15 protein-coding genes and 3 pseudogenes are annotated in these 19,985 nt (G+C 74.6%); 3 read left to right on the forward strand and 15 right to left on the reverse strand.

Translation table 11 applies throughout. The annotated features are described in order from the left end of the window. Nucleotides 1-81: 81 nt before the first annotated feature. Nucleotides 82-930, reverse strand: a complete 849-nt coding sequence (locus tag HDA31_RS20700; RefSeq protein ID WP_178063917.1) for a sulfurtransferase — start codon at nucleotides 928-930, stop codon at nucleotides 82-84. A gap of 156 nt (nucleotides 931-1,086) precedes the next feature. On the opposite strand from HDA31_RS20700, the gene HDA31_RS20705 reads away from it, so the two are divergent. Next, the gene (locus HDA31_RS20705; RefSeq protein WP_178063916.1) at nucleotides 1,087-1,770 is read left to right on the forward strand and encodes an iron-dependent transcriptional repressor DtxR; all 684 of its coding nucleotides are present in this window, start codon (nucleotides 1,087-1,089) and stop codon (nucleotides 1,768-1,770) included. Between the two features lie 66 nt (nucleotides 1,771-1,836). Here the strand turns inward: HDA31_RS20705 and HDA31_RS20710 are convergent, their stop codons facing one another. From HDA31_RS20710 to nrdR, 9 genes and pseudogenes are all read right to left on the reverse strand, one after another. Then, entirely contained in the window at nucleotides 1,837-2,388 is a 552-nt protein-coding gene (locus HDA31_RS20710; protein ID WP_178063915.1) for a hypothetical protein, read from the reverse strand. A gap of 136 nt (nucleotides 2,389-2,524) precedes the next feature. After that, nucleotides 2,525-2,767, reverse strand: coding sequence for a DUF5522 domain-containing protein (locus HDA31_RS20715; protein ID WP_074473963.1), 243 nt, complete (start codon nucleotides 2,765-2,767; stop codon nucleotides 2,525-2,527). A 112-nt stretch (nucleotides 2,768-2,879) separates the two neighbouring features. Further along, on the reverse strand, nucleotides 2,880-3,560 hold the full coding sequence (locus HDA31_RS20720; RefSeq protein WP_178063914.1) for a class I SAM-dependent DNA methyltransferase: 681 nt from the start codon (nucleotides 3,558-3,560) through the stop codon (nucleotides 2,880-2,882). A 95-nt stretch (nucleotides 3,561-3,655) separates the two neighbouring features. Next, nucleotides 3,656-5,104 carry an alpha/beta fold hydrolase gene (locus HDA31_RS20725; protein WP_311774368.1) on the reverse strand — a complete coding sequence of 483 codons (1,449 nt, stop codon included), beginning with the start codon at nucleotides 5,102-5,104 and terminating at the stop codon, nucleotides 3,656-3,658. 78 nt (nucleotides 5,105-5,182) lie between these two features. Then, nucleotides 5,183-6,124 (reverse strand): DUF2332 domain-containing protein, encoded by a 942-nt coding sequence (locus HDA31_RS20730; RefSeq protein WP_178067183.1) that lies wholly within the window; start codon nucleotides 6,122-6,124, stop codon nucleotides 5,183-5,185. Between the two features lie 144 nt (nucleotides 6,125-6,268). Next, nucleotides 6,269-8,716, reverse strand: a pseudogene (locus HDA31_RS33105) (vitamin B12-dependent ribonucleotide reductase); the annotation flags it as partial. Between the two features lie 177 nt (nucleotides 8,717-8,893). Beyond that, nucleotides 8,894-9,775 (reverse strand): annotated as a pseudogene (locus tag HDA31_RS33110) (LAGLIDADG family homing endonuclease); the annotation flags it as partial. Then, a pseudogene (locus HDA31_RS33115) lies at nucleotides 9,776-10,243 on the reverse strand (vitamin B12-dependent ribonucleotide reductase); the annotation flags it as partial. A gap of 64 nt (nucleotides 10,244-10,307) precedes the next feature. After that, on the reverse strand, nucleotides 10,308-10,820 hold the full coding sequence (nrdR, locus tag HDA31_RS20740; protein ID WP_074473959.1) for a transcriptional regulator NrdR: 513 nt from the start codon (nucleotides 10,818-10,820) through the stop codon (nucleotides 10,308-10,310). Nucleotides 10,821-11,397: 577 nt separating this feature from the next. Here nrdR and lexA point away from each other — a divergent pair. Further along, nucleotides 11,398-12,183: a transcriptional repressor LexA gene (gene lexA, locus HDA31_RS20745; protein ID WP_074473958.1), complete on the forward strand. Its 786-nt coding sequence runs from the start codon at nucleotides 11,398-11,400 to the stop codon at nucleotides 12,181-12,183. 118 nt (nucleotides 12,184-12,301) lie between these two features. Here the strand turns inward: lexA and HDA31_RS20750 are convergent, their stop codons facing one another. Both HDA31_RS20750 and hflX read right to left on the reverse strand, forming a co-directional pair. Then, nucleotides 12,302-13,978, reverse strand: a complete 1,677-nt coding sequence (locus HDA31_RS20750) for a WD40 repeat domain-containing protein (protein ID WP_178063913.1) — start codon at nucleotides 13,976-13,978, stop codon at nucleotides 12,302-12,304. Nucleotides 13,979-14,087: 109 nt separating this feature from the next. Continuing rightward, on the reverse strand, nucleotides 14,088-15,536 hold the full coding sequence (gene hflX / locus HDA31_RS20755; protein ID WP_178063912.1) for a GTPase HflX: 1,449 nt from the start codon (nucleotides 15,534-15,536) through the stop codon (nucleotides 14,088-14,090). 156 nt (nucleotides 15,537-15,692) lie between these two features. On the opposite strand from hflX, the gene HDA31_RS20760 reads away from it, so the two are divergent. Beyond that, entirely contained in the window at nucleotides 15,693-17,219 is a 1,527-nt protein-coding gene (locus tag HDA31_RS20760; protein ID WP_176734812.1) for an NAD-dependent malic enzyme, read from the forward strand. Here the strand turns inward: HDA31_RS20760 and dapF are convergent, their stop codons facing one another. From dapF to HDA31_RS20775, 3 genes are read right to left on the reverse strand one after another with little or no spacing between them, the layout of a single operon-like run. Continuing rightward, nucleotides 17,220-18,065, reverse strand: a complete 846-nt coding sequence (dapF, locus tag HDA31_RS20765) for a diaminopimelate epimerase (RefSeq protein ID WP_178063911.1) — start codon at nucleotides 18,063-18,065, stop codon at nucleotides 17,220-17,222. A 7-nt stretch (nucleotides 18,066-18,072) separates the two neighbouring features. Beyond that, complete coding sequence (gene miaA / locus HDA31_RS20770) at nucleotides 18,073-19,056, reverse strand: tRNA (adenosine(37)-N6)-dimethylallyltransferase MiaA (protein WP_311774369.1); 984 nt, start codon at nucleotides 19,054-19,056, stop codon at nucleotides 18,073-18,075. After that, entirely contained in the window at nucleotides 19,053-19,931 is an 879-nt protein-coding gene (locus tag HDA31_RS20775; protein ID WP_178063910.1) for a class III extradiol ring-cleavage dioxygenase family protein, read from the reverse strand. The genes miaA and HDA31_RS20775 overlap by 4 nt, the downstream gene beginning before the upstream one ends. Nucleotides 19,932-19,985: the final 54 nt, after the last annotated feature.

Consider the following 19,985-nt stretch of genomic DNA (forward strand, 5'->3'; position numbering starts at 1 on the left):
CGCCGCCGCCCACCACCCGCGCTGCCGCCGTGGCCGGTGTCTCCCTGGTCGGCGGCCCTCCCGGCCGCCGGGCACCGGCGGTCAGCCGCCGGTGGCGACGGGGCGGGACGGGTCGGCCACCCAGTTGCTCCACGATCCGACGTAGAGGGCGGCGTCCGGGCGGCCCGCCAGGTGCAGGGCGAGCACGGCCTGCGCGGCGGTCACCCCGGACCCGCAGTACGCCCCCACGGCCGCGGCGTCGGCCACCCCGGCGGCGGCGAACCGCTCCCGCAGCGCCGCGCCGGACGGGAAGCGGCCGTCCGGGCCGACGTACTCCCCGGCGGGCAGGTTCACCGCGCCCGGCACGTGCCCGGCCACCGGGTCGACCGGCTCGTGCTCGCCCCGGAAGCGGGCCGCGGCCCGCACGTCGAGCAGCGTCCCGTCGCCAGCGGCGGCGAGCGCGGCGGCCGCGGCGGCGTCGAGCACCGGCAGCCCGCCCGGGCGGACGGTCACGTCCCCGGGGGCCGGGGTGGGCACGTCCGTCGACACGGGCAGGCCGGCGGCCACCCAGGCCGGGAAGCCGCCGTGCAGCACCCGGACCGGCCGGTGCCCGGCCCAGCGCAGCGTCCACCAGGCCCGCGCCGCGCCGAGGCCGTCGCCGCCGTCGTACACGACGACGGGGTGACCGGCGCGGACCCCGGCGGCCCGCAACGCGGCCTGGAGGGCGGCGGGGTCGGGCAGCGGATGCCGGCCGGCCGCGCCGGGCGGCCCGCACAGCGCGGCGTCCAGGTCCACGAAGACCGCGCCCGGCAGGTGACCGGCGGCGTGGTCCTCGCGGCCGGGCGGGCCGGCGAGCCGCCACCGGACGTCGAGCAGGGCGGGCGGGTCGGCGGAGTCGAGCTCCGCCGCGAGCCGGTCGGCCTCGACCAGCGACTCCTCGGTACCGGACATGCCGTCCAGTGAACACCATTCGGGCGGTCACCTCGCGATTCGGCGGCGGGCGATCTCCAGCGGCCGGGGTACCATCGACCTCCGGGAGGTCGCCGACGTGAAGCACCTGGTCGACACGAGTGGGCGCGGAACTGCCTCCGCCGAGAGGGGGAATCGATGCGCCACGATCTAGTGGACACGACCGAGATGTACCTGCGCACCATCCTCGAACTCGAGGAGGAGGGCGTCCCGCCGTTGCGCGCCCGGATCGCCGAGCGGCTGCGCCAGAGCGGTCCCACCGTCAGCCAGACCGTCGCCCGGATGGAACGCGACGGGCTGCTCACCGTCGAGGGCGACCGGCACCTCGCGCTGACCCCGCTGGGCCGCGCGTCCGCCGTGTCCGTGATGCGCAAGCACCGGCTCGCCGAGCTGCTGCTGGTCAACGTCATCGGGATGCCCTACGAGGAGGCCCACGAGGAGGCCTGCCGGTGGGAGCACGTGATGAGCGACGCGGTCGAGCAGCGGGTGTACGACCTGCTCAACCGCCCCACCCGCTCCCCGTACGGCAACCCGATCCCGGGTCTGGAGGAGCTGGGCACCCCCGAGCAGCCGACCGACCGCAGCGACGGCGAGCGCAACCTGGCGTTCCCGGGGCTCACCGGCACGGTGGTCGTGCGGCGGATCTGCGAGAGCGTGCAGACCGACGCCGACGTGCTGCGGCAGCTGCACGCCGCCGGGGTCGACCCGGGCGCGACCGTGACCGTGGCCCAGGAGCGCGACGGCGTCTCCATCGACCGCTCCGGCGACCGGGTCCGGCTGCCCCGCGAGGTCGCCTCCCGGGTCTTCGTCGCCGCCCGCTGACCTGACGCCGCTTCCCCGGGCCCGGCGGGAAGGCGCCGTCCGGTGCCCCGGCGCCGGCGCGCCAGTTCACAGGGCCCGGGTGTCGACCGTCCCCGCCAGCGTGACCAGCTTCCCGGCGACCTCCTCGGCCGCGTCGCGCCCGGCGCCCTTCGGCAGCGTCCAGCGCAGCACGGCCAGCCGGTCCTCGGTGGCCAGCCAGCCCACCTCGGCGACCGGCCCCTGCCCCTTCGTCGCCGCCCCGGTCCGCCGGTAGGCGACCTGACCCAGCCGGCTGACCTTCCGGGCCCCCGCGGGCCGCACGTCGGCCGTGAAGTCGTCCACGCCGATCGACGTGTCGGTGACGGCGAGGGTCAGCTCCGGCAGCAGCGCCCGCTTCGCGCGCAGCACGCAGGTGCGGGTGTCGTCGCGCGCGCTGGCCGCCGCCACGTCGAACCGCTCCCCGGTGTGCTCCTCGACCACGGCGAAGTCGAGCAGCCGGCACGCGCCGCCGGAGGACGCCGCCGGCACGTCGACCACGACCGGCGCACCCCGGGGCACCGCCACCGGCTCCGCCGCCTCCGCCCCGCACCCCGCCACCAGCAGCGTCGACACGCCCGCCAGGCAGATCCAACCGCGCACGCCAACCTCCGCGCCTCCCGGCGGTTCCCGCCGATGTCCGCCCGACACCGTACGGGTTGTCCGCCTCGGGCGAAAGCCCACGGTCCGCGGCGACCCGCGCGGGCGGAAGCCCGTCGACGGCGGCACCGGCGCAGGATCAGTCGGCCACGTACGGGCAGTGCCGGCAGCCCCGCCCGCAGCAGGTGCCCCGGCGGGCCAGGAAACCGGCGGTGAGCACGAACAGGCCGGTCTCCGGATCGGGATAGCCGGCCTGCCCCGCCGCGAGGGCGGCGGCATGCGCGGCGAGGACCCGCTCCCGGTGCGGGTGCTGCGGCGGCAGCCGCGACGGGTGCGGCTCGGTCAGCGGCCGATCCGCCAACGGCACCCGCTCTCCCCCCACCGCCGCAGTGTAAGGAAGGGCACCTTGTTAACGCATTCTGCATAGGAAGGGCCCCTTCCTAACGCCCGTCGGCGCGCCCACCCGGCGCACCCGCCGTGCGGCCCGCCGCCGGCTACGTCGGGTCGGCGTGACGGGTCCGGCGGGCCAGCAGGTACGCCTGAGGGCCGCGCTCGTAGTCCTCGGGCTCCCGGACCAGGCGGGCGTGCACGGCGAACCCGGCGGCGGCGAGCTGCGCGGCGATCCGGTCCGGCGGCAGCCAGTGCACGTCGTAGGAGACGGTGTGGCCGTACGCCTGCTCCAGGCGGATCCGCTTGTCGCCGGCCTTGAACGCGAGCAGCAGCTCGCCGCCCGGGGCGAGCACCCGGTGGAACTCCGCGAAGACGGCCGGCAGCGCCTCCGGCGGCAGATGGATGATCGAGTACCAGGCGACGAGCCCGGCGAGGCCGGCGTCGGCCAGCGGCAGGTCGGTCATCGAGGCGACGGCGAAGCGCACCCCCGGCCAGGATTGGCGGGCCACGGCGACCATCCCCGGGGAGAGGTCGAGGCCGGCGACGGCCAGCCCGAGGCCACGCAGGTGGGCGGTGATCCGGCCGGTGCCACAGCCGACCTCCACGACCGGCCCGGACGTGGCCGCCCGGGTGGTCCCACCACCGCCGACCAGCTCGGCGAAGGTGGCCAGCAGGGCCCGCTCCAACGGCTTGTGCCTCAGCTCACCGTGGACCAGCCGGGCGTAGTCGACGGCCACCTCGTCGTACGCGGCGCGGGTCTCCCGCAGCCAGTTCGGTTCCCCCATGACGGGCGACCCTAGCCGCCGCCGGACACGACGTGCTGCCCGAGTGCCGCGCGCCGAGGCGGGGCGGGTCAGGAGGCGGCGTCGCGCGCGGCGCCTCAGCGGGGAACGCCCTCCGTCTCCGCGCGTACCCGGGTCATCAGCTCGACGAACGGGCCGGGCCGCTGGAACAGCGACCGGTGCCCGGCGCCGGGGATGACGACGTGTTCCTTGCGGGGGGCCTGGAGCTGGGCATACCACTGGTCGAGCAGGCGCAGCCGCCCCGGCACCTCGTGCTCACCGTCCACGAGGTACGTCGGGACGTCGAGCCGCCGCACCTCGGCGCGAAAGTCCAGCCCCTGCAGGCGCGGGTAGAGCGTGTCCCAACCGTCGATGAAGCCGGGGAGCAGGTGCGCCTTCTCCAGAAGCGTGTATTCCGGCACACCGAGGTTCTCCACCACCCCGCCGACCCCCTCGCTGTTGCCGGAGCGGTCGAAGTCGAAGGCCGCCGGTTCGTTGGTCAGCAGCGGCTCGTACGCCCAGATGTCCTGGTAGGGCGGCGGACCTTGCGCGCTCATCCGGTCGGCGAGGTCGGCCCGGCCCGTGCGCCGGGCCCAGGCCACGGTGTCGGCGTGCTGGCTGATGTCGGCCTCGCGCAGGCTGACCACCTGGCCGACGCCCACGTAGGAGGCGAACAGCTCCGGGCGACGCTGCACGGCGAGCAGCCCGGGGATGGTGCCGCCCGAGTGGGCGAGCAGGTGCACCCGGTCGCGGCCGAAGCGCCGCCGCAGGTGCTCGGCGACGGCGACGAGATCGGCCACCTCGCCGTCCAGGGTCGGCGCGGGCGGGAAGGCCGACCAGGACTTCGGCGCGCCGGCCCGGTCCCAGGTGGCGACCACGAAGTGCCGTTCCAGGTCGGCCAGGTGACGGCGCACCGAGCCGATCTCCGAACCACCGGGCGGGCCGGGCACCACGAGCAGCACCGGCGCGGCCGGCTCCACGCCCCGGATCAACAGACCGAGGTCGCGGCCGGCGGTGGTCACGGTGGCGAGCTCGGCGATCCCGCCGGGGATCCGGTCGGTGCGGGCCGGCACCGCCACGCCGACCGTGACCAGCGCGAGCACCGCGGCAAGCACCCCCACCGCGCCGCGACCGGCCCAGCGCAGCACCTTCCCCCGGCCGTCGCCACCGACCGACCGGCGGGCGATCCCGGCACCGTACGCGGCACCGACGAGCAGCGGCAGCAGGGAGAGCGTGCCGTGGACCCCGCGCCCGGTGAGGAGCACGACGACGCCGAAACCGCTCAGGTGCGGCCGGTCGACGCTCGGCCCGCGCAGCCGGATCCGGGCCAGCTCGACCGCCACCGCGTACGCAACCGGCGCGGCGACCGTCGCCCACCGAGACCGGCTCAGCCAACCCGCGGCCAGCCCCACGGCGAGACTGACGCCGATCGAAGCCAGCGCCGGGCCCACGGCTCCGGGGCCCCGCGGGGTCCACCACCCCGCGACCAGCCCCCAGAGCACGGGAGGTGGCACCGCGAAGAGCACACGAACGGCAGGCCTCACCACGACGACCTCCCCCGTCAGGCACGCCAGGAGGCCCCAGCGTAGTGGGGAGCATTGCTCTGCGTGACCCCGCGCGGGGCGTCACGCGAACCAGGTGACCGCCTGACCGTGCGGCCTCGTCCAGGCCAGCGGCGTGCCGTCCAGCGCGAGCACGTTGTGCAGCGTCCCGTCCGGTGGCTCAGGCAGCGCGCCGTGCCCCAGCACCTCCGGGGTCTCGTTGGCGAGCCAGTGGCCGGGCAGTGTGCGTACCAGATCGGCGAAGGCCGCCCGGCGCGGAGCCGGCACCAGGTAGAGCACGCTGGTGTGGAACACGACCAGGGTCGCGTCGGCGGGCGCCCGCGCGGCCAGCGCCGGCAGGTCGTCGACGAGATCGCCGCGGACGAGCAGCGGCGGGTCGGCCGCCGCGACGGCCGACGCGGCCCGCAGCCGGGCGCGGCGGTGGGTGTGCTCGGGCCAGACGAGGGCGTCGAGCCAGGCGGCGTCGGCGGGGTCGGTCACGTCGAGGGGGTTCAGGTCCAGCCCGGCCCGCCACACCACCTCGGGCCGGCGGGCCGGCGGCGCGACGCCGGTGAGCACGCAGTCGAGGACGGGCTCGCCGTCGCCGATCCGGTGGTCGCCGTAGCGATAGGAGTACCGGTCGGGGTAGAGGCACAGCCCCGCCGACGCGCCGACCTCCAGCAGCGCGAGGGGCTGCGGCAGCGTGGCCAGCACCGGCAGGAGCGCCGCGCACCGGCCGGCCTCGTTGGTCTGGGTCGCGCGGGTACGCAGCTGCGCCGCGACCGCCGGCCAGTGGGCCGCCACGAACTCGCCGAACGCGGCCGGGTCCTCGACCGGCCCGCCGAGCAGCCGGACGACGGCGAACAGCAGGTTGGGCTGCCGTTTGGCCGCCGGCACCGTGCCGAGCAGCGCGAGCAGTCGACCGTCGCGGGCGACGGCGTGGGCCAGCCGCTCGTACGCGGGCGACACGCCGCGCGCCTCGCGGTCGGCGAACTCGACGTAACCGGCGGCGACCGCCGCATCCACACCTGTCGTCACCGACGAAGGCTAGCCGCTCTGCGGTGTGAGAGGGGTGCCCCTCTCTACCGTAGGCGTTAACAAGGGGCCCTTCCTTGCACCTACAGGTCGGGCCCGGGCGCTGGCGCGCCCGGGCCCGACCTGTCGCCGCGCTCAGCTACAGCCGCTGGTAGACCCGCAGCCCTCGCAGACGTAGCAGCTTCCGGCCGGGCGCATCTTCGTGCCGCAGGTGAAGCACAGCGGCGCGTCGGCGGCCTTGCCGATCACGGCCTCCAGCAGCTCCGTGCTGGAGCCCACCGACGGGGCCGGCTTGGCGGCGGCGACGTCGGCCAGCTCCTGGGCCGGCCGGGCGACCGCGCCCTGCGGGCCCGGCGCGGCCTTGGTCTCCGGCGACTCGACCGGCGCGGAGGCCGCCATCGCGGTGAGGTCAGCACCGCTGACCGTCGCGCTCTCCGCCTCGGCCTCGGCCCGCAGCTGCGCGGCCCGCTCCTTGGCGGTGAAGATGCCCAGCTCGGCGCGGCGCTCGTACGGCAGGAAGTCCAGGGCCAGGCGACGGAAGATGTAGTCCATCACCGAGGCGGCCATCCGCACGTCCGGGTCGTCGGTCATGCCGGCCGGCTCGAAGCGCATGTTGGTGAACTTGCTGACGTACGTCTCCAGCGGGACGCCGTACTGGAGGCCGATGGAGATGGCCACCGAGAAGGCGTCCATCACGCCGGCCAGGGTCGAGCCCTGCTTCGACATCTTCAGGAAGACCTCGCCGAGGCCGTCGTCCGGGTACGACGAGGCGGTGAGGTATCCCTCCGCGCCGCCGACGGAGAAGCTGACCGTCTCCGAGGGACGCTTCTTCGGCAGCCGCTTGCGCACCGGGCGGTACTCGACGACCTTCTCCACGACCTTCTCGACGACCTGCCCCGCCTCGGCCGGCGCGGTCGCCTTGTTGGGCTTGGCCACCGACAGCGGCTGGCCGACCTTGCAGTTGTCCCGGTAGATCGCCAGCGCCTTCAGGCCGAGCTTCCAGCCCTCGAAGTAGATCTTCTCGACGTCCTCGACGGTCGCCTGCTCCGGCATGTTGACCGTCTTGGAGATGGCGCCCGAGATGAACGGCTGGACGGCCGCCATCATCCGCACGTGCCCCATCGGCGCGATGGACCGCTCGCCCATCGCGCAGTCGAAGACCGGGTAGTGCTCCGGCTTGAGGCCGGGGGCGTCGACCACGTGACCGTGGTCGGCGATGTGCTCGACGATCGCCTCGACCTGCTCCTCGGGGTAGCCGAGGCTGCGCAGGGCGCGCGGGACGGTCTGGTTGACGATCTGCATGGAGCCGCCACCGACCAGCTTCTTGAACTTGACCAGCGCCAGATCGGGCTCAACGCCGGTGGTGTCGCAGTCCATCATCAAGCCGATAGTTCCGGTCGGCGCGAGCACCGCGGCCTGGGAGTTGCGCCAGCCGTGCTTGTCGCCGATCTTGTTGCCCTGGGTCCACTGCTTCGTGGCCTCCCGGACGATCGCGGTGGCGACCGTGCCCGTGGGCTTGATCTCGTCGTTGGCGGCGGCGTGCTTGCGCATGACCCGCTTGTGCGGCTCGGCGTTGCGGGCGTAGCCGTCGTACGCGCCGACGATACCGGCCAGCTCGGCCGAGCGGCGGTACGCCGTGCCGGTCATCAGCGAGGTGATCGCGGCGGCGACGGAGCGCCCCTGCTCCGAGTCGTACGGCAGGCCCGAGGCCATCAGCAGCGCGCCGAGGTTGGCGTACCCGATGCCGAGCTGCCGGTAGGCGCGGGTGGTCTCGCCGATCCGCTCGGTCGGGAAGTCGGCGAAGCAGATCGAGATGTCCATCGCGGTGATGACGAACTCGACCGAGCGGACGAACTTCTCCACCTCGAACCCGCCGTCGGCCCGCAGGAACTTCATCAGGTTCAGCGAGGCGAGGTTGCAGGACGAGTTGTCCAGGTGCAGGTATTCGCTGCACGGGTTGGAGGCGGTGATCCGCCCGGTCTCCGGGCAGGTGTGCCAGTCGTTGATCGTGTCGTCGTACTGGAGGCCGGGGTCGGCGCACTCCCAGGCGGCCTGGGCGATGGTGCGGAACAGCTTCTTGGCGTCGATGGTCTCGATGGTCTGCCCGTCGAGCCGGCCGCGCAGGTCGAAGCCGCCGCCGTTCTCCACGGCCGACATGAACTCGTCGGAGACGCGCACCGAGTTGTTGGCGTTCTGGTACTGCACGCTGACGATGTCGTTGCCGCCGAGGTCCATGTCGAAGCCGGCGTCCCGCAGCGCGCGGATCTTGTCCTCCTCGCGCGCCTTGGTGATCACGAACTCCTCGATGTCCGGGTGGTCTACGTCGAGGATGACCATCTTCGCCGCGCGCCGGGTGGCGCCGCCCGACTTGATCGTGCCGGCGGAGGCGTCCGCGCCGCGCATGAAGCTGACCGGGCCGGAGGCGGTGCCGCCGGAGGAGAGCAGCTCCCGGGAGGAGCGGATCCGGGAGAGGTTGACCCCGGAGCCGGAGCCGCCCTTGAAGATCAGCCCCTCCTCCTTGTACCAGTCGAGGATCGAATCCATCGAGTCGTCGACGGAGAGGATGAAGCAGTTGTGCACCCGGAGGTTGCCGGCGAGGAACTCGCCGCTCTCCGTCTGGATGTCGTAGACCTCCATCGCGCCGAGCGGCTCGATGCGGTCGATCTCCAGCCGCTTGACGCCGCCGGCCGACCGGCCCGCCTTGGCGAAGCTCTGCTCGAGCTTGGCCATCTTCTCCGCGCCGACGAAGCCGATGTGGGTGGCGAAGAGGTCACGGTCGCCGTCGTTCTGGATCCGGACCGACCAGCAGCCCTTGCGGTTCGGGCGCGGGTCGGGCTTGTGCGCGACGCGGGAGAAGATCCCGAAGCGCAGCAGCAGGCTCTGCACGCCCCGGATCAGCTTCTCCGAGACCATGTCCACCGCGACGAGCGTCGAGTGCTCGCGCGCGGAGACGTAGCCCTCGGCCTGGAAGATGCTGCGCAGGTACGCCGCGACGACCGGCAGCGGCGCGGTGAAGAGTTGCCGCGGCACCTCCATCTCGACGCCGCGGGTGAGCAGGTTCCACTTCTGCACGAACGGGCGCAGGTGCTCGCCGTAGAGGCGGGTGCGCCGGCAGTCCAACTCGTCGCTCTGCGTCGTCACCGTGCGCTCGTGCCGGTGTGCGCCGCCGAAGACCTCGTCGAGGGTGCCGGTGACCCAGTCCAGCTCGTCGTCGTTGACGGTCATCGCCTCGATCGTCAACGACCGGTTCGTGCCCTCGTCGTACTGCCCCACGAACCCGTCGGACTGCAGCCAGCCGGCGAGCGCGGCCTCGCGGATCTCCCGCAGGTCGATCTCGCTCTCGCCATAGGCGTAGGTGCGGTGCCACTCCAGCTTGTCGCCGGGCGCGAGCGTGCCGGCCTCGACCCACTGGCCCGTGCCGTCGCCCGTGCTCTTCCACACCACGTGGTCCGGCGTGACGTCGAGCTGGTAACCCGCCTTGGTGTGCAGGCGGACGACCTCGCGCACCCCGTTGGCCTTGACGGCGACGATCCTGGTCAGGCCGTTGCCGTCGTACACCTTGGCCCCGACGGCGTTCCCCTCGACCAGCGTGCCGATCGGCACCAGGCCGCCGGGGGTGCTGACCAGCGAGTCGTAGGGCAGGCACGCGCTGACCTGCTGGGGCGAGGGCGTGCCGACGTTGAACCAGACCGGCGAGTTGAAGCTGAACACCTGGTGCAGCAGCATCCAGGTCAGCTCGTGGCCGAACACCTCGGCGTCCGCCGGGGTCGCGAAGTAGCCGTGCTCCTCACCGGCGGCCCGGTAGGTGCTGACCACCCGGTCGATGAGCTGCCGCAGCGACCACTCCCGCTCGGGGGTGCCCACGGCGCCCCGGAAGTACTTGGTGGTGACGATGTTGGCCGCGTTGACGCTCCAGGACTCGGGGAACTCCACCCCGCGCTGCTCGAAGTTGATCGAGCCGTCCCGCCAGTTCGTCATCACGACGTCGCGACGCTCCCACGTCACCTCGTCGTAGGGGTGGACCCCCTCGGTCGTCCACACCCGCTCGATCTTCAGGCCGGTGCTGGCCTTCGTCCGCGTCCGGCTGGCTGTCACGCCGTCCCCCGCCATCTCATCCGCCCCCTCGTCTGCGCGGTCACCCACCGCGCGTCCAAACTGTCAGAAACCAGAAAAATCACTCGGTACGGCCGGCGGCCCCCGCCGCCGCCGTCCCGTCGCCGGCCACGGCGCCCTCCCGGGCGCGGGCGGCGGCCCGCAGCGTCTCGATCTCGCGCTCGAAGTCCGCCAGGGAGTCGAACGAGCGGTAGACGCTGGCGAAGCGCAGGTAGGCCACCTCGTCCAGGTCCCGCAGCGGGCCCAGGATCGCCAGGCCGACGTCGTGGCTGGGGATCTCGGCGGCCCCCTTGGCCCGGATGGTCTCCTCGACCTTCTGCGCGAGCAGGGCGATCGAGTCCTCGTCGACCGGTCGCCCCTGGCACGCCTTGCGCACCCCACCGACGATCTTGATGCGGCTGAACGGCTCGGTCACCCCGCTCCGCTTGACCACGGCGAGCACCGCCTCCTCGACGGTGGTGAACCGCTTGCCGCACTCGGGGCACGACCGCCGCCGGCGGATCAGCTGGCCGTCGTCGGCCTCCCGCGAGTCGACGACCCGGGAGTCGGCGTGCCGGCAATATGGGCACCGCATCGCCTGACCTCCTTCATCGACGGCGGGCCGACAGGCATCCCCGGGCACGCGAAACCGCGGCGCCGGCCCCACTCGGGGACCGCCACCGGGTGCGGTAGCGGGAAGTGCGGTCGGTAGTCGAACCCAACCTGTAGGCGACTTACGCCCGTGTGACTACTACATCTAGGGGTTGACCGTATGCGTCCGGCGGACCGTGGTCAAGTTCGCCGGGGCGTGTCCGGCGCGTCGCCAGAATCACGTCGGCACCCCCTCCGCAGGGCCGCCGAAAGCCCCAACGCGGCACGCGTCCCCCCGGTCACGCCCTGCGGCCGACCCGCGCCTCGAACGGGGATCGGGCAGGCGCGCATCGAACTGACGTTCGAGCGCGCGTACCATTTATCAGAACAGGCGTTCGGATTTCCCGCTTTTCGAGTCCGACACGCCGACGAAGGTCGTACAGATGTTTGAAAATGACCGATCCCACCTATACGGTCAAGAACAACCGGGCCGGAGAACACACGGGCCGGCCGAGGCAACGCGCGGCTCACCCCCAAGCCCCGAGCCGCCGGGCAACCAGCGCCGACCAGGGAGGACGGACGTGACCGAGGACCGGGCCAGCCGGCCGAAGAACCCGCAGCAGAGCACCGAGGCGGGTCCGCCGGCCACCCGACGCCCCCGCGCCGCGCGCAGCCGGGCCGCCCAGCCGGCCGTGCGCCCGGTCACCCCGATGGTCAGCAGCTTCCCCGACCCGGCCACGGTCGACCTGACCGCCCGGCAGCGCCGCATCCTGGAGTTCATCCGCACCTGGGTCGAGCGGCACGGCTACCCGCCGAGCGTGCGGGAGATCGGCGAGGCCGTCGGCCTGGTCTCCCCGTCCAGCGTCGCCTACCAGCTCAAGGAGCTGGAGAAGAAGGGCTTCCTGCGGCGCGACCCGAACCGGCCGCGCGCGGTGGACGTCCGGGCTCCCGCCGACACCCTCGACGACGAGGCGAGCCGCTCGCAGCGCCCCGCACCGGCGTACGTGCCGATGCTCGGCCGGATCGCCGCCGGTGGCCCCATCCTCGCCGAGCAGGCGGTGGAGGACGTCTTCCCCCTCCCCCGCGAGCTGGTGGGCGAGGGCGAGGTCTTCATGCTCCAGGTCAAGGGCGACTCGATGCTCGACGCGGCGATCTGCGACGGCGACTGGGTGGTGGTGCGGCAGCAGCCGACCGCCGAGGCCGGCGACATCGTCGCCGCGATGCTCGACGGCGAGGCGACCGTGAAGACCTACCGCCGCCGTGACGGCCACGTCTGGCTGATGCCGCAGAACCCGGCCTTCGACCCGATCCCGGGCGACGACGCCACCATCATGGGTCGGGTCGTCGCGGTCCTGCGCCGCATCTGACGGGTCGCGCCCCCTGACGGGCCACCCGGGGCCGGTGGCGCCCACCGCCGACGGCCCGGGTGCCCGCGCACCCGGGCCGGTGGGCGAGGACGCCCGCCGCGCCGGGGCGTGACCGCGGTCAGTACCGGTCGCCCCGGTATTCGCGGCCCCCGCCGGGCGGCTGGCCGTAGCCGCCGCGCTCGTCGCCGGGCCCGCCGTCGCCGTGCCGGCCTCCGCGCGGGTCCCTGGGGTCGCGCCCCCGCCGGGGCGGCTCGGCCCGCCCGCCGTAGACCCCGCCACGGCCCGGCTGGGCCGCCCGGTCCGGCGGGGCTCCGCCGCCGCCCCGGCCGGGGGGAGCACCCCCGGGCTGCGCGCCGCCGTGCCCGCCGCCACCGGAGGGCCGGCCACCGCCGCCCCCGTACACGCCGCCGCCCTGCGGGGGGCGGGCGGCCCCCGCCGGGCGGGCCGCGCCGCCGTACACGCCGCCGGAGGGCGGGCGGGGGCCGGCGGCGGGGGCCGGGGCGGCGGCGTATCCGCCACCGCCGGCCGGCACTCCGCCGTAGACGCCGCCCCGGCCGCCGCCCGGCGGCGGGCCGTCGACCGGCCGCCCCCGGGCCGGTCCGGCCGGACCAGCGTTGAGCGGGAACTCGTCGCGTTCCGGCAGGTCGGCGTCGCCGGACGGGTCGTCGGGCGGCACGGGACGCCGCCGGGCCCGCAGGATGCCGAAGATGCCGGCACCGACCATCAGCGCGCCGATCACGCCGACGGCCGCGATGAGGTACGTGATCTCGTCGAGGCTCAGCCCCTCGATCCAGGACTTCTCCGCCGCCGGCTTCGGCGGGCCGGCGTCGCCGCCGTTCAGCGCCTCGGCACCGGTGGTGGCGGGGGTGTAGGCGAGGATCTCGATGGCCTCCTCCTCCCCCAGTTCGCCGCCGTCGGAGACGGTGACGAACGACTTGCCGTCGGGGGTGTAGGAGATCGCCTCGCCGAACGGGTCCGTCAGCGGGGTCACGCGGGGTTTGCCGCCGGTCAGCGCGCCGACGATGTCGCCGCCGGAGACGTCGTACTCGAAGGCGTCGGCGTACGTGCGCAGCACCACCTTCTTGCCGTCGGGCGAGCGGGCGGCACCGGTGATGGCGACGCGGCCGATGGTGTTGAGCACGTTGGGGGTGTTCGTCTTCGGCAGGGAGACCTCGCCGACCCTGGTCATCGGCACGGGGTCGGTGTCGCCGCTGTTGAGCTTGCCCTCCGGGGTGAAGATCTCGGCCTTACCGCTGGCCACCTTCGTGATGATCAGCGGCTTGCCGTCGTCGCCGATCAGCAGCGCCTCGGCGTCGTGCGGCTTCTTCTCCGGGTACGACAGCCGGTGCAGCACCGGCCGGGCCGACCCGTCGGCCGGCATGCTCCACACGGCGACCCGTTCCCGCCGCTCGGTGCTGGTGATGTTGTCGCCGATGTCGCCGATCCAGAGCTTCCCGCCGTCCGGCGAGAGCGCCAGGTCCTCCGTGTCGAGCGGGCCGTTGCCGGAGTACCGGACCTCCTTCGACACCTGGCACCTGGTGTCGAGGAAGAAGACGCGCTTGCGCGCCTCGATGGTGGTGCCGTCGTTGATCACGACGTAGCCGCTCCTGGTCGCCACCAGGCCGGAGAGCTCGCGCAGCCGCTCGTCGGTGACGGCGCAGCGCTTCTTGCCGGGGGTCGGCTCGGGGGCGGCGGCGGCCCCGGGGGCGGGCGCGGCCAGGGCGACTCCGGTGAGCGCCACGGTCGCCCCGAGCAGGCCGAGGGCAACCGTGACCGAGGAAACAGCGCGGCGCATGGGGTCAGTGTCGCATGCCCGTGTAAACGCGAGGGGCACGCCGGACCGCCCGTCGCGGGTGGTCCGGCGTGTCCCTCGCTGTCGCGTGCCGGGCCGGGCCGGCCCGGGTTCACCGGGCGGCGGCGACCCGCTCCTCGTCGGCGGCGTACGGCGCCAGCTCGGCGGCGAGCGCCTCGTCGACCCGCACGTGCAGCATCGTGCCCTCCGGCAGGTGGGCGGAGCTGAGCACCTCGCCCTGCCGGTGCACCCGGGCGACCAGGGCCCCCCGGTCGTACGGCAGCACGGCCCGGACCTCCACGGCGGGGCTGGGCAGCCGCGTCTCGATGGCGGCCCGCACCTCGTCGATCCCCCGCCCGGAGCGGGCCGAGGCGAACACGGCGTCGGGCCAGAGCCGCTTGAGGCGCAGCAGCGTCTCCTCGTCGGCCGCGTCGGTCTTGTTGACCACCAGCAGCTCGGGCAGCCGGTCCGCGCCCACCTCGGCGAGCACCTCGCGGACCGCCCGGACCTGCTCCTCCGGGTCCGGGTGGGCGCCATCGACGACGTGCACCACCAGGTCGGCGTCGGCGACCTCCTCCAGCGTCGAGCGGAACGCCTCGACGATCTGGTGCGGCAGGTGCCGGACGAAGCCGACGGTGTCGGACAGGGTGTAGATGCGCCCGTCGGGCGCGGTGGCCTTGCGGGTGGTCGGGTCCAGCGTGGCGAACAGGGCGTCCTCCACCAGCACGCCGGCACCGGTCAGGCGGTTGAGCAGGCTGGACTTGCCGGCGTTGGTGTAGCCGGCGATCGCCACGGCGGGCACCGCGTTGCGGGACCGGCGGGCGCGCTTGGTCTGGCGTACGGTGCGCATGGCCTTGATCTCGCGGCGCAGCCGGGCGATGCGGTGCCGGATGCGCCGCCGGTCGGTCTCCAGCTTGGTCTCACCGGGGCCGCGGACGCCGACGCCGCCGCCCGCGCCGCCGCCGCGGCCGGAGCCACCGGTCTGGCGGGACAGCGTCTCGCCCCAGCCGCGCAGCCGGGGCAGCAGGTATTCGAGCTGGGCCAGCTCGACCTGCGCCCGGCCCTCCTTGCTCTTGGCGTGCTGGGCGAAGATGTCGAGGATCAGGGCGGTGCGGTCGACCACCTTGACCTTGGTGCGCTGCTCCAGGTTGCGCAGCTGGGACGGGGACAGCTCACCGTCGCAGATCACGGTGTCGGCGCCGCTGGCGAGCACCGCCGCGCCGAGGTCGTCGACCTTGCCCCGGCCGATGTAGGTGGCGGGGTCGGGGCGGCTGCGGCGCTGGATCAGCCCTTCGAGGACCTGCGAGCCGGCCGTCTCGGCGAGCTGCGCCAGCTCGGTGAGGGAGTTCTCGGCGTCGGTCTGCGTGCCCTCGGTCCAGACCCCGACGAGCACGACCCGCTCCAGCCGGAGCTGGCGGTATTCGACCTCGGTGACGTCGGTGAGCTCGGTGGAGAGGCCAGGGACCCGCCGCAGCGCCTGCCGCTCCGACAGCTCGAACTCCCCGGTGGTCGCCTCGAGCTCGTCGTCCATGAGGGGTACGTAGGTCTCCTGGTTGCGCAAACCGCGCCTCCTGTCCGTTATGTGCCGTAGCGACGGATTCTGTCGCGTACGACCAATCCTGACACGTGTCAACGCCGGATGCACCCGCTATATGCCCGTCGCGTGGACCACCGAACGTGGGGGTGAGTGCTCCGCGATCCGGGCGGGCGAGTAGAAATGCGGGGCGAGGAAAGACCGACCCCGATCAGCGTTGACGGAGGGAATCCTGTGGCCATCACCCGACTTCCGAGCGCGGGATTCTCGATCACGATCCGGATCTCCGTGCCGGCGGACGCCTCCTCGATCGGCCGGCTGACCACCTCCGTCGGCGAGGCCGGGGCGATCGTCACCGCGCTGGACGTGGTCGACTCCGACCCCACCCACGTGCTGGTCGACCTGACCTGCGACACCGCCGACGCCGGCCACGCCGACCAGGTCGTCGACGCGCTCACCGCCCTGGACGGGGTGGACGTGCGCAAGGTGTCCGACCGCACGTTCCTGCTGCACCTCGGCGGCAAGATCGAGGTGAGTTCGAAGGTCGCGCTGCGCAACCGCGACGAGCTGTCCCGGGCGTACACGCCGGGCGTGGCCCGGGTCTGCATGGCGATCGCGGAGAACCCGGCCGACGCCCGGCGGCTCACCATCAAGCGCAACACGGTCGCGGTGGTCAGCGACGGCTCGGCGGTGCTCGGCCTGGGCAACCTCGGGCCGGCGGCGTCGCTGCCGGTGATGGAGGGCAAGGCGGCGCTGTTCAAGCGCTTCGGCGGGGTGGACGCCTGGCCGGTGGTGCTCGACACCCAGGACACCGACGAGATCGTGGCGATCGTCAAGGCGATCGCGCCCGCGTACGGCGGGATCAACCTGGAGGACATCGCCGCGCCGCGCTGCTTCGAGATCGAGGCCCGGCTGCGCGACGCGCTGGACATCCCGGTGTTCCACGACGACCAGCACGGCACCGCGATCTGCGTGCTGGCCGCGCTGACCAACGCCCTGCGCGTCGTGGGCAAGCAGCTCGCGGACGTGCGGGTGGTCGTCTCGGGCGCGGGCGCGGCCGGCACCGCGATCATGAAGCTGCTGCTGCGCCAGGGCGTCGGCGACATCATCGCGTACGACCGGCAGGGCGCCCTGCACCGCGGCCTGACCGGGCTCAACCCGGCCTGGCAGTGGCTGGCCGAGAACACCAACAAGGAGAACTACTCCGGCGACCTGGCCGGGGCGGTGCGCGGCGCGGACGTGTTCATCGGGGTGAGCGCGCCCAACCTGCTCACCGGCGACGACATCGCCACCATGGCCAAGGACGCGATCGTCTTCGCGCTGGCCAACCCGGACCCGGAGGTCGACCCCCGGGAGGCGCGCAAGCACGCCGCCGTGGTCGCCACGGGCCGTTCCGACCAGCCCAACCAGATCAACAACGTGCTCGCCTTCCCGGGCGTGTTCCGGGGCATGCTCGACGCGCACGCCGAGGAGTTCACCGAGGAGATGGCGATCGCCGCCGCCCGGGCCATCGCGGACGTCGTCGGCGAGGACAAGATCAACCCGACGGTCATCGTGCCCAGCGTGTTCGACGCCCGGGTGGCGCCGGCGGTCGCCGCGGCCGTCCGCGCCGCCGCGCAGACCCCCGCCGCCGCGGTTCCCCCGCCGGCCGCCGACCCGGGCCCGGCGGACCTCCCGGAGATCGCCGCCACCGCCAGCGCCACCCCCTGATCAGCGGCGGAGCGCGGCGGGGTCAACGGCGCCGGTGGCGATCAGGAGGGCCGGGCCCGCCAGCCAGCAGGCGTCGTCGGTCACCGTGACCGTGAGGCGGCCGCCGGGGACGTCGACCGTCACCGTGCCGGCGTCCCGGCCGGCGTCGCGCAGGGCGACCGCGGCGACCGCGCACGCGCCCGTGCCGCAGGACAGCGTCTCGGCGGAGCCCCGCTCGTGGACCCGCATCAGCACGTGGCCGTCGACGCCGTCGACCGGGTCGCCGGGGACGGTGAACTCGACGTTCACCCCGGCCGGGAAGAGCGCCGGGTCGACGGCGGGGGCCCGGGTGAGGTCGAGCGCGCCCAGGTCCAGCCCAGCCGGCAGGGCGCAGACGAGGTGCGGGTTGCCGACGTCCACGGCGGTGCCGGCGAGGGTCAGCCCGCCCAGGGCGGCGGTCGACGTGTCGTACAGCCGGGGGCGGCGCATCTCCACGGCGATGCCGTCGCCCTCGACGCGGGCCCGCACCAGGCCGGCACGGGTGACCACCGGCACGGCGCCGTCGACGGGCTCGGCCAGCTCCTGCGCCAGCAGGTAGCGGACGAAGACCCGCGCGCCGTTGCCGCACATCTCGGCGAAGGACCCGTCGGCGTTCCAGTAGTCCATGAACCACTCGGCCTCGCCGGCCCGGCCCGCCCCCTCAGGGTGCTTGGCGGCCCGCACCACCCGCAGGACGCCGTCCGCGCCGAGGCCCCGCCGCCGGTCGCACAGCGCGGCGACCAGGCCCGGGGTCAGGTCGAGCGCGCCGTCCGGGTCGGGGAGGATGACGAAGTCGTTGCCGGTGCCGTGTCCCTTGGTGAACTCCACGCCCCCATCATCGCGCAGCCGCGCCGACGAGACCCAGCGCCGCCTCGGCCAGCCCCGGGTCGGCGGAGTCCAGCCAGTGGATCCGTGGGTCGCGGCGGAACCAGGAGCGCTGCCGGCGGACGAACCGCCGGGTGGCCCGGATCGTCTCGTCGTGCGCCTCGGCCTCGGTCAGCTCGCCGGCGAGGAAGCGCAGCACCTGCTGGTAGCCGAGCGCCCGGCTGGCCGTGCGGCCCTCCGGCAGGCCCCGGTCGAGCAGGCCCCGGACCTCGTCGACCAGGCCGTCGGCCCACATCCGGTCCACCCGTAGCGCGATCCGCTCGTCGAGCGCCGCGGTGTCCAGGTCGACGCCGAGCTGCACCGACGGGTAGTACGGGGTGGGTTCGGGCAGCGCCGCCGTGAACGGGGCCCCGGTCAGCTCGATGACCTCCAGGGCGCGGACGATCCGCCGGCCGTTGCCGGGCAGGATGCCCTCGGCCGCCGCCGGGTCGGCCGCGCGCAGCCGGGCGTGCAGGGGGGCGGGGCCGACGGCCGCCAGCTCCGCCTCCAGCCGGGCGCGCAGCTGCGGGTCGGTGCCGGGGAACTCGAACCGTTCCAGCACCGCCCGCACGTACAGCCCGGAGCCGCCGACCAGCAGCGGCACCCGGCCCCGGGCCAGGATGTCGTCGATCGCCGCGCGGGCCAGCCGCTGGTATTCCGCGACGCTGGCCGGCTCGGTCACCGGCCAGATGTCGAGCAGGTGGTGCGGCACCCCGTCCCGCTCGACGGGGGTGAGCTTCGCCGTGCCGACGTCCATGCCCCGGTAGAGCTGCATCGAGTCGGCGTTGACCACCTCGCCGCCGAGGGCGTGGGCGAGGGCGATGCTCAGCGCGGACTTGCCGGCGGCGGTGGGCCCGACGACGGCGACGACGGCGCCGCGCCCGGCGGGCCCGGCGCTGCCGGCGCCGGCGTCGCACCCGGCGGGCCCGTCGGCGCCGGGCCCGGTCGCGGTCACGCCGGCTCCCAGGTGGCCACGAAGTAGGCGACGCCGTAGGGCGCGTCATGGTAGGTCAGGTCGCCGCGCCAGTCGCCGCCCGCCGCCCGGGCCGCGCCGGCCAGCACCTGCCAGGGCCCGCGCCCGGCGACCTTCAGCCGCGCCGACAGGGCCGGGTCGAGGCCGAGCAGCGCCTCGGCGTCCGCGTCGGCCAGGGCCCGGGCGACCCCGTCGTCGTACGCTCCCGCGAGCGGGTCGGCGTAGCCGGGGGCCTTCGTGCCGTGGCACGCGGAGCCGTCGCCGAGCACCAGCAGCGCCACCCGGGGGCGACGCCGGTGCACCTGCCCGGCCAGCTCGGCCAGCTCGGCGGGGCTCGCCCCGGCGGCCACCTGGACGGCGTCGACCGGCGCCCCGACCCGGTGCCGGGCGAGCAGCCACGCGCCCACGGCCAGGCTCAGCGGGAGGGTGGGCGCATCCGTCGTCGCCGGGGAGCCGCCGGCGGCCGGGGCGGCGGGCGGCGGGAACGGGGCGGCGTCCCCCGGCCCGGCCGGCAACCGGTCGTCGCCCGGCCCCGGCGGCAACCGGTCTTCGCCCGGCCCGGGCGGCAGCGGGACGGACAGGTCCACCCCCCAGGGCCGGAAGGACCCGACGGCCGACGGCGCGATCCATCCGGTCGCCGGCCCGGTGCCCACCAGCACCAGCCCGTCGGGGGCGCAGGCCAGCAGCCGGGCCACGGCGGCGTCGGCGGCGCGGCGGAGTTCGGCCAGCTCAGCGGCGGCGGCGCCGGCCAGCTCGGGCACGATCAGGGGCGGGTGGGGGCAGACGGCGGCGGCGACCAGGGGCACCCGTTCACCGTAGCGGGACCCACCGGTGCGTCCCCGCGCCGATCCGGTCATCGCAGGGCTAGGACACCGTATGGTCACGGTCGACGACAGGCGCTCGACGCGGAC

This window comes from Micromonospora carbonacea (assembly GCF_014205165.1).
In the GTDB taxonomy this organism is placed as follows: Bacteria; Actinomycetota; Actinomycetes; order Mycobacteriales; family Micromonosporaceae; genus Micromonospora; species Micromonospora carbonacea.

Bases quoted from the DNA above. Each gene is read 5' to 3' on its own strand.
- HDA31_RS20700 (WP_178063917.1), bottom strand. From the start codon at position 930: ATGTCCGGTACCGAGGAGTCGCTGGTCGAGGCCGACCGGCTCGCGGCG.
- HDA31_RS20705 (WP_178063916.1), top strand. From the start codon at position 1,087: ATGCGCCACGATCTAGTGGACACGACCGAGATGTACCTGCGCACCATC.
- HDA31_RS20720 (WP_178063914.1), bottom strand. From the start codon at position 3,560: ATGGGGGAACCGAACTGGCTGCGGGAGACCCGCGCCGCGTACGACGAG.
- nrdR (WP_074473959.1), bottom strand. From the start codon at position 10,820: ATGCGGTGCCCATATTGCCGGCACGCCGACTCCCGGGTCGTCGACTCG.
- HDA31_RS20750 (WP_178063913.1), bottom strand. From the start codon at position 13,978: ATGCGCCGCGCTGTTTCCTCGGTCACGGTTGCCCTCGGCCTGCTCGGG.
- HDA31_RS20760 (WP_176734812.1), top strand. From the start codon at position 15,693: ATGCGGGGCGAGGAAAGACCGACCCCGATCAGCGTTGACGGAGGGAAT.
- HDA31_RS20775 (WP_178063910.1), bottom strand. From the start codon at position 19,931: ATGACCGGATCGGCGCGGGGACGCACCGGTGGGTCCCGCTACGGTGAA.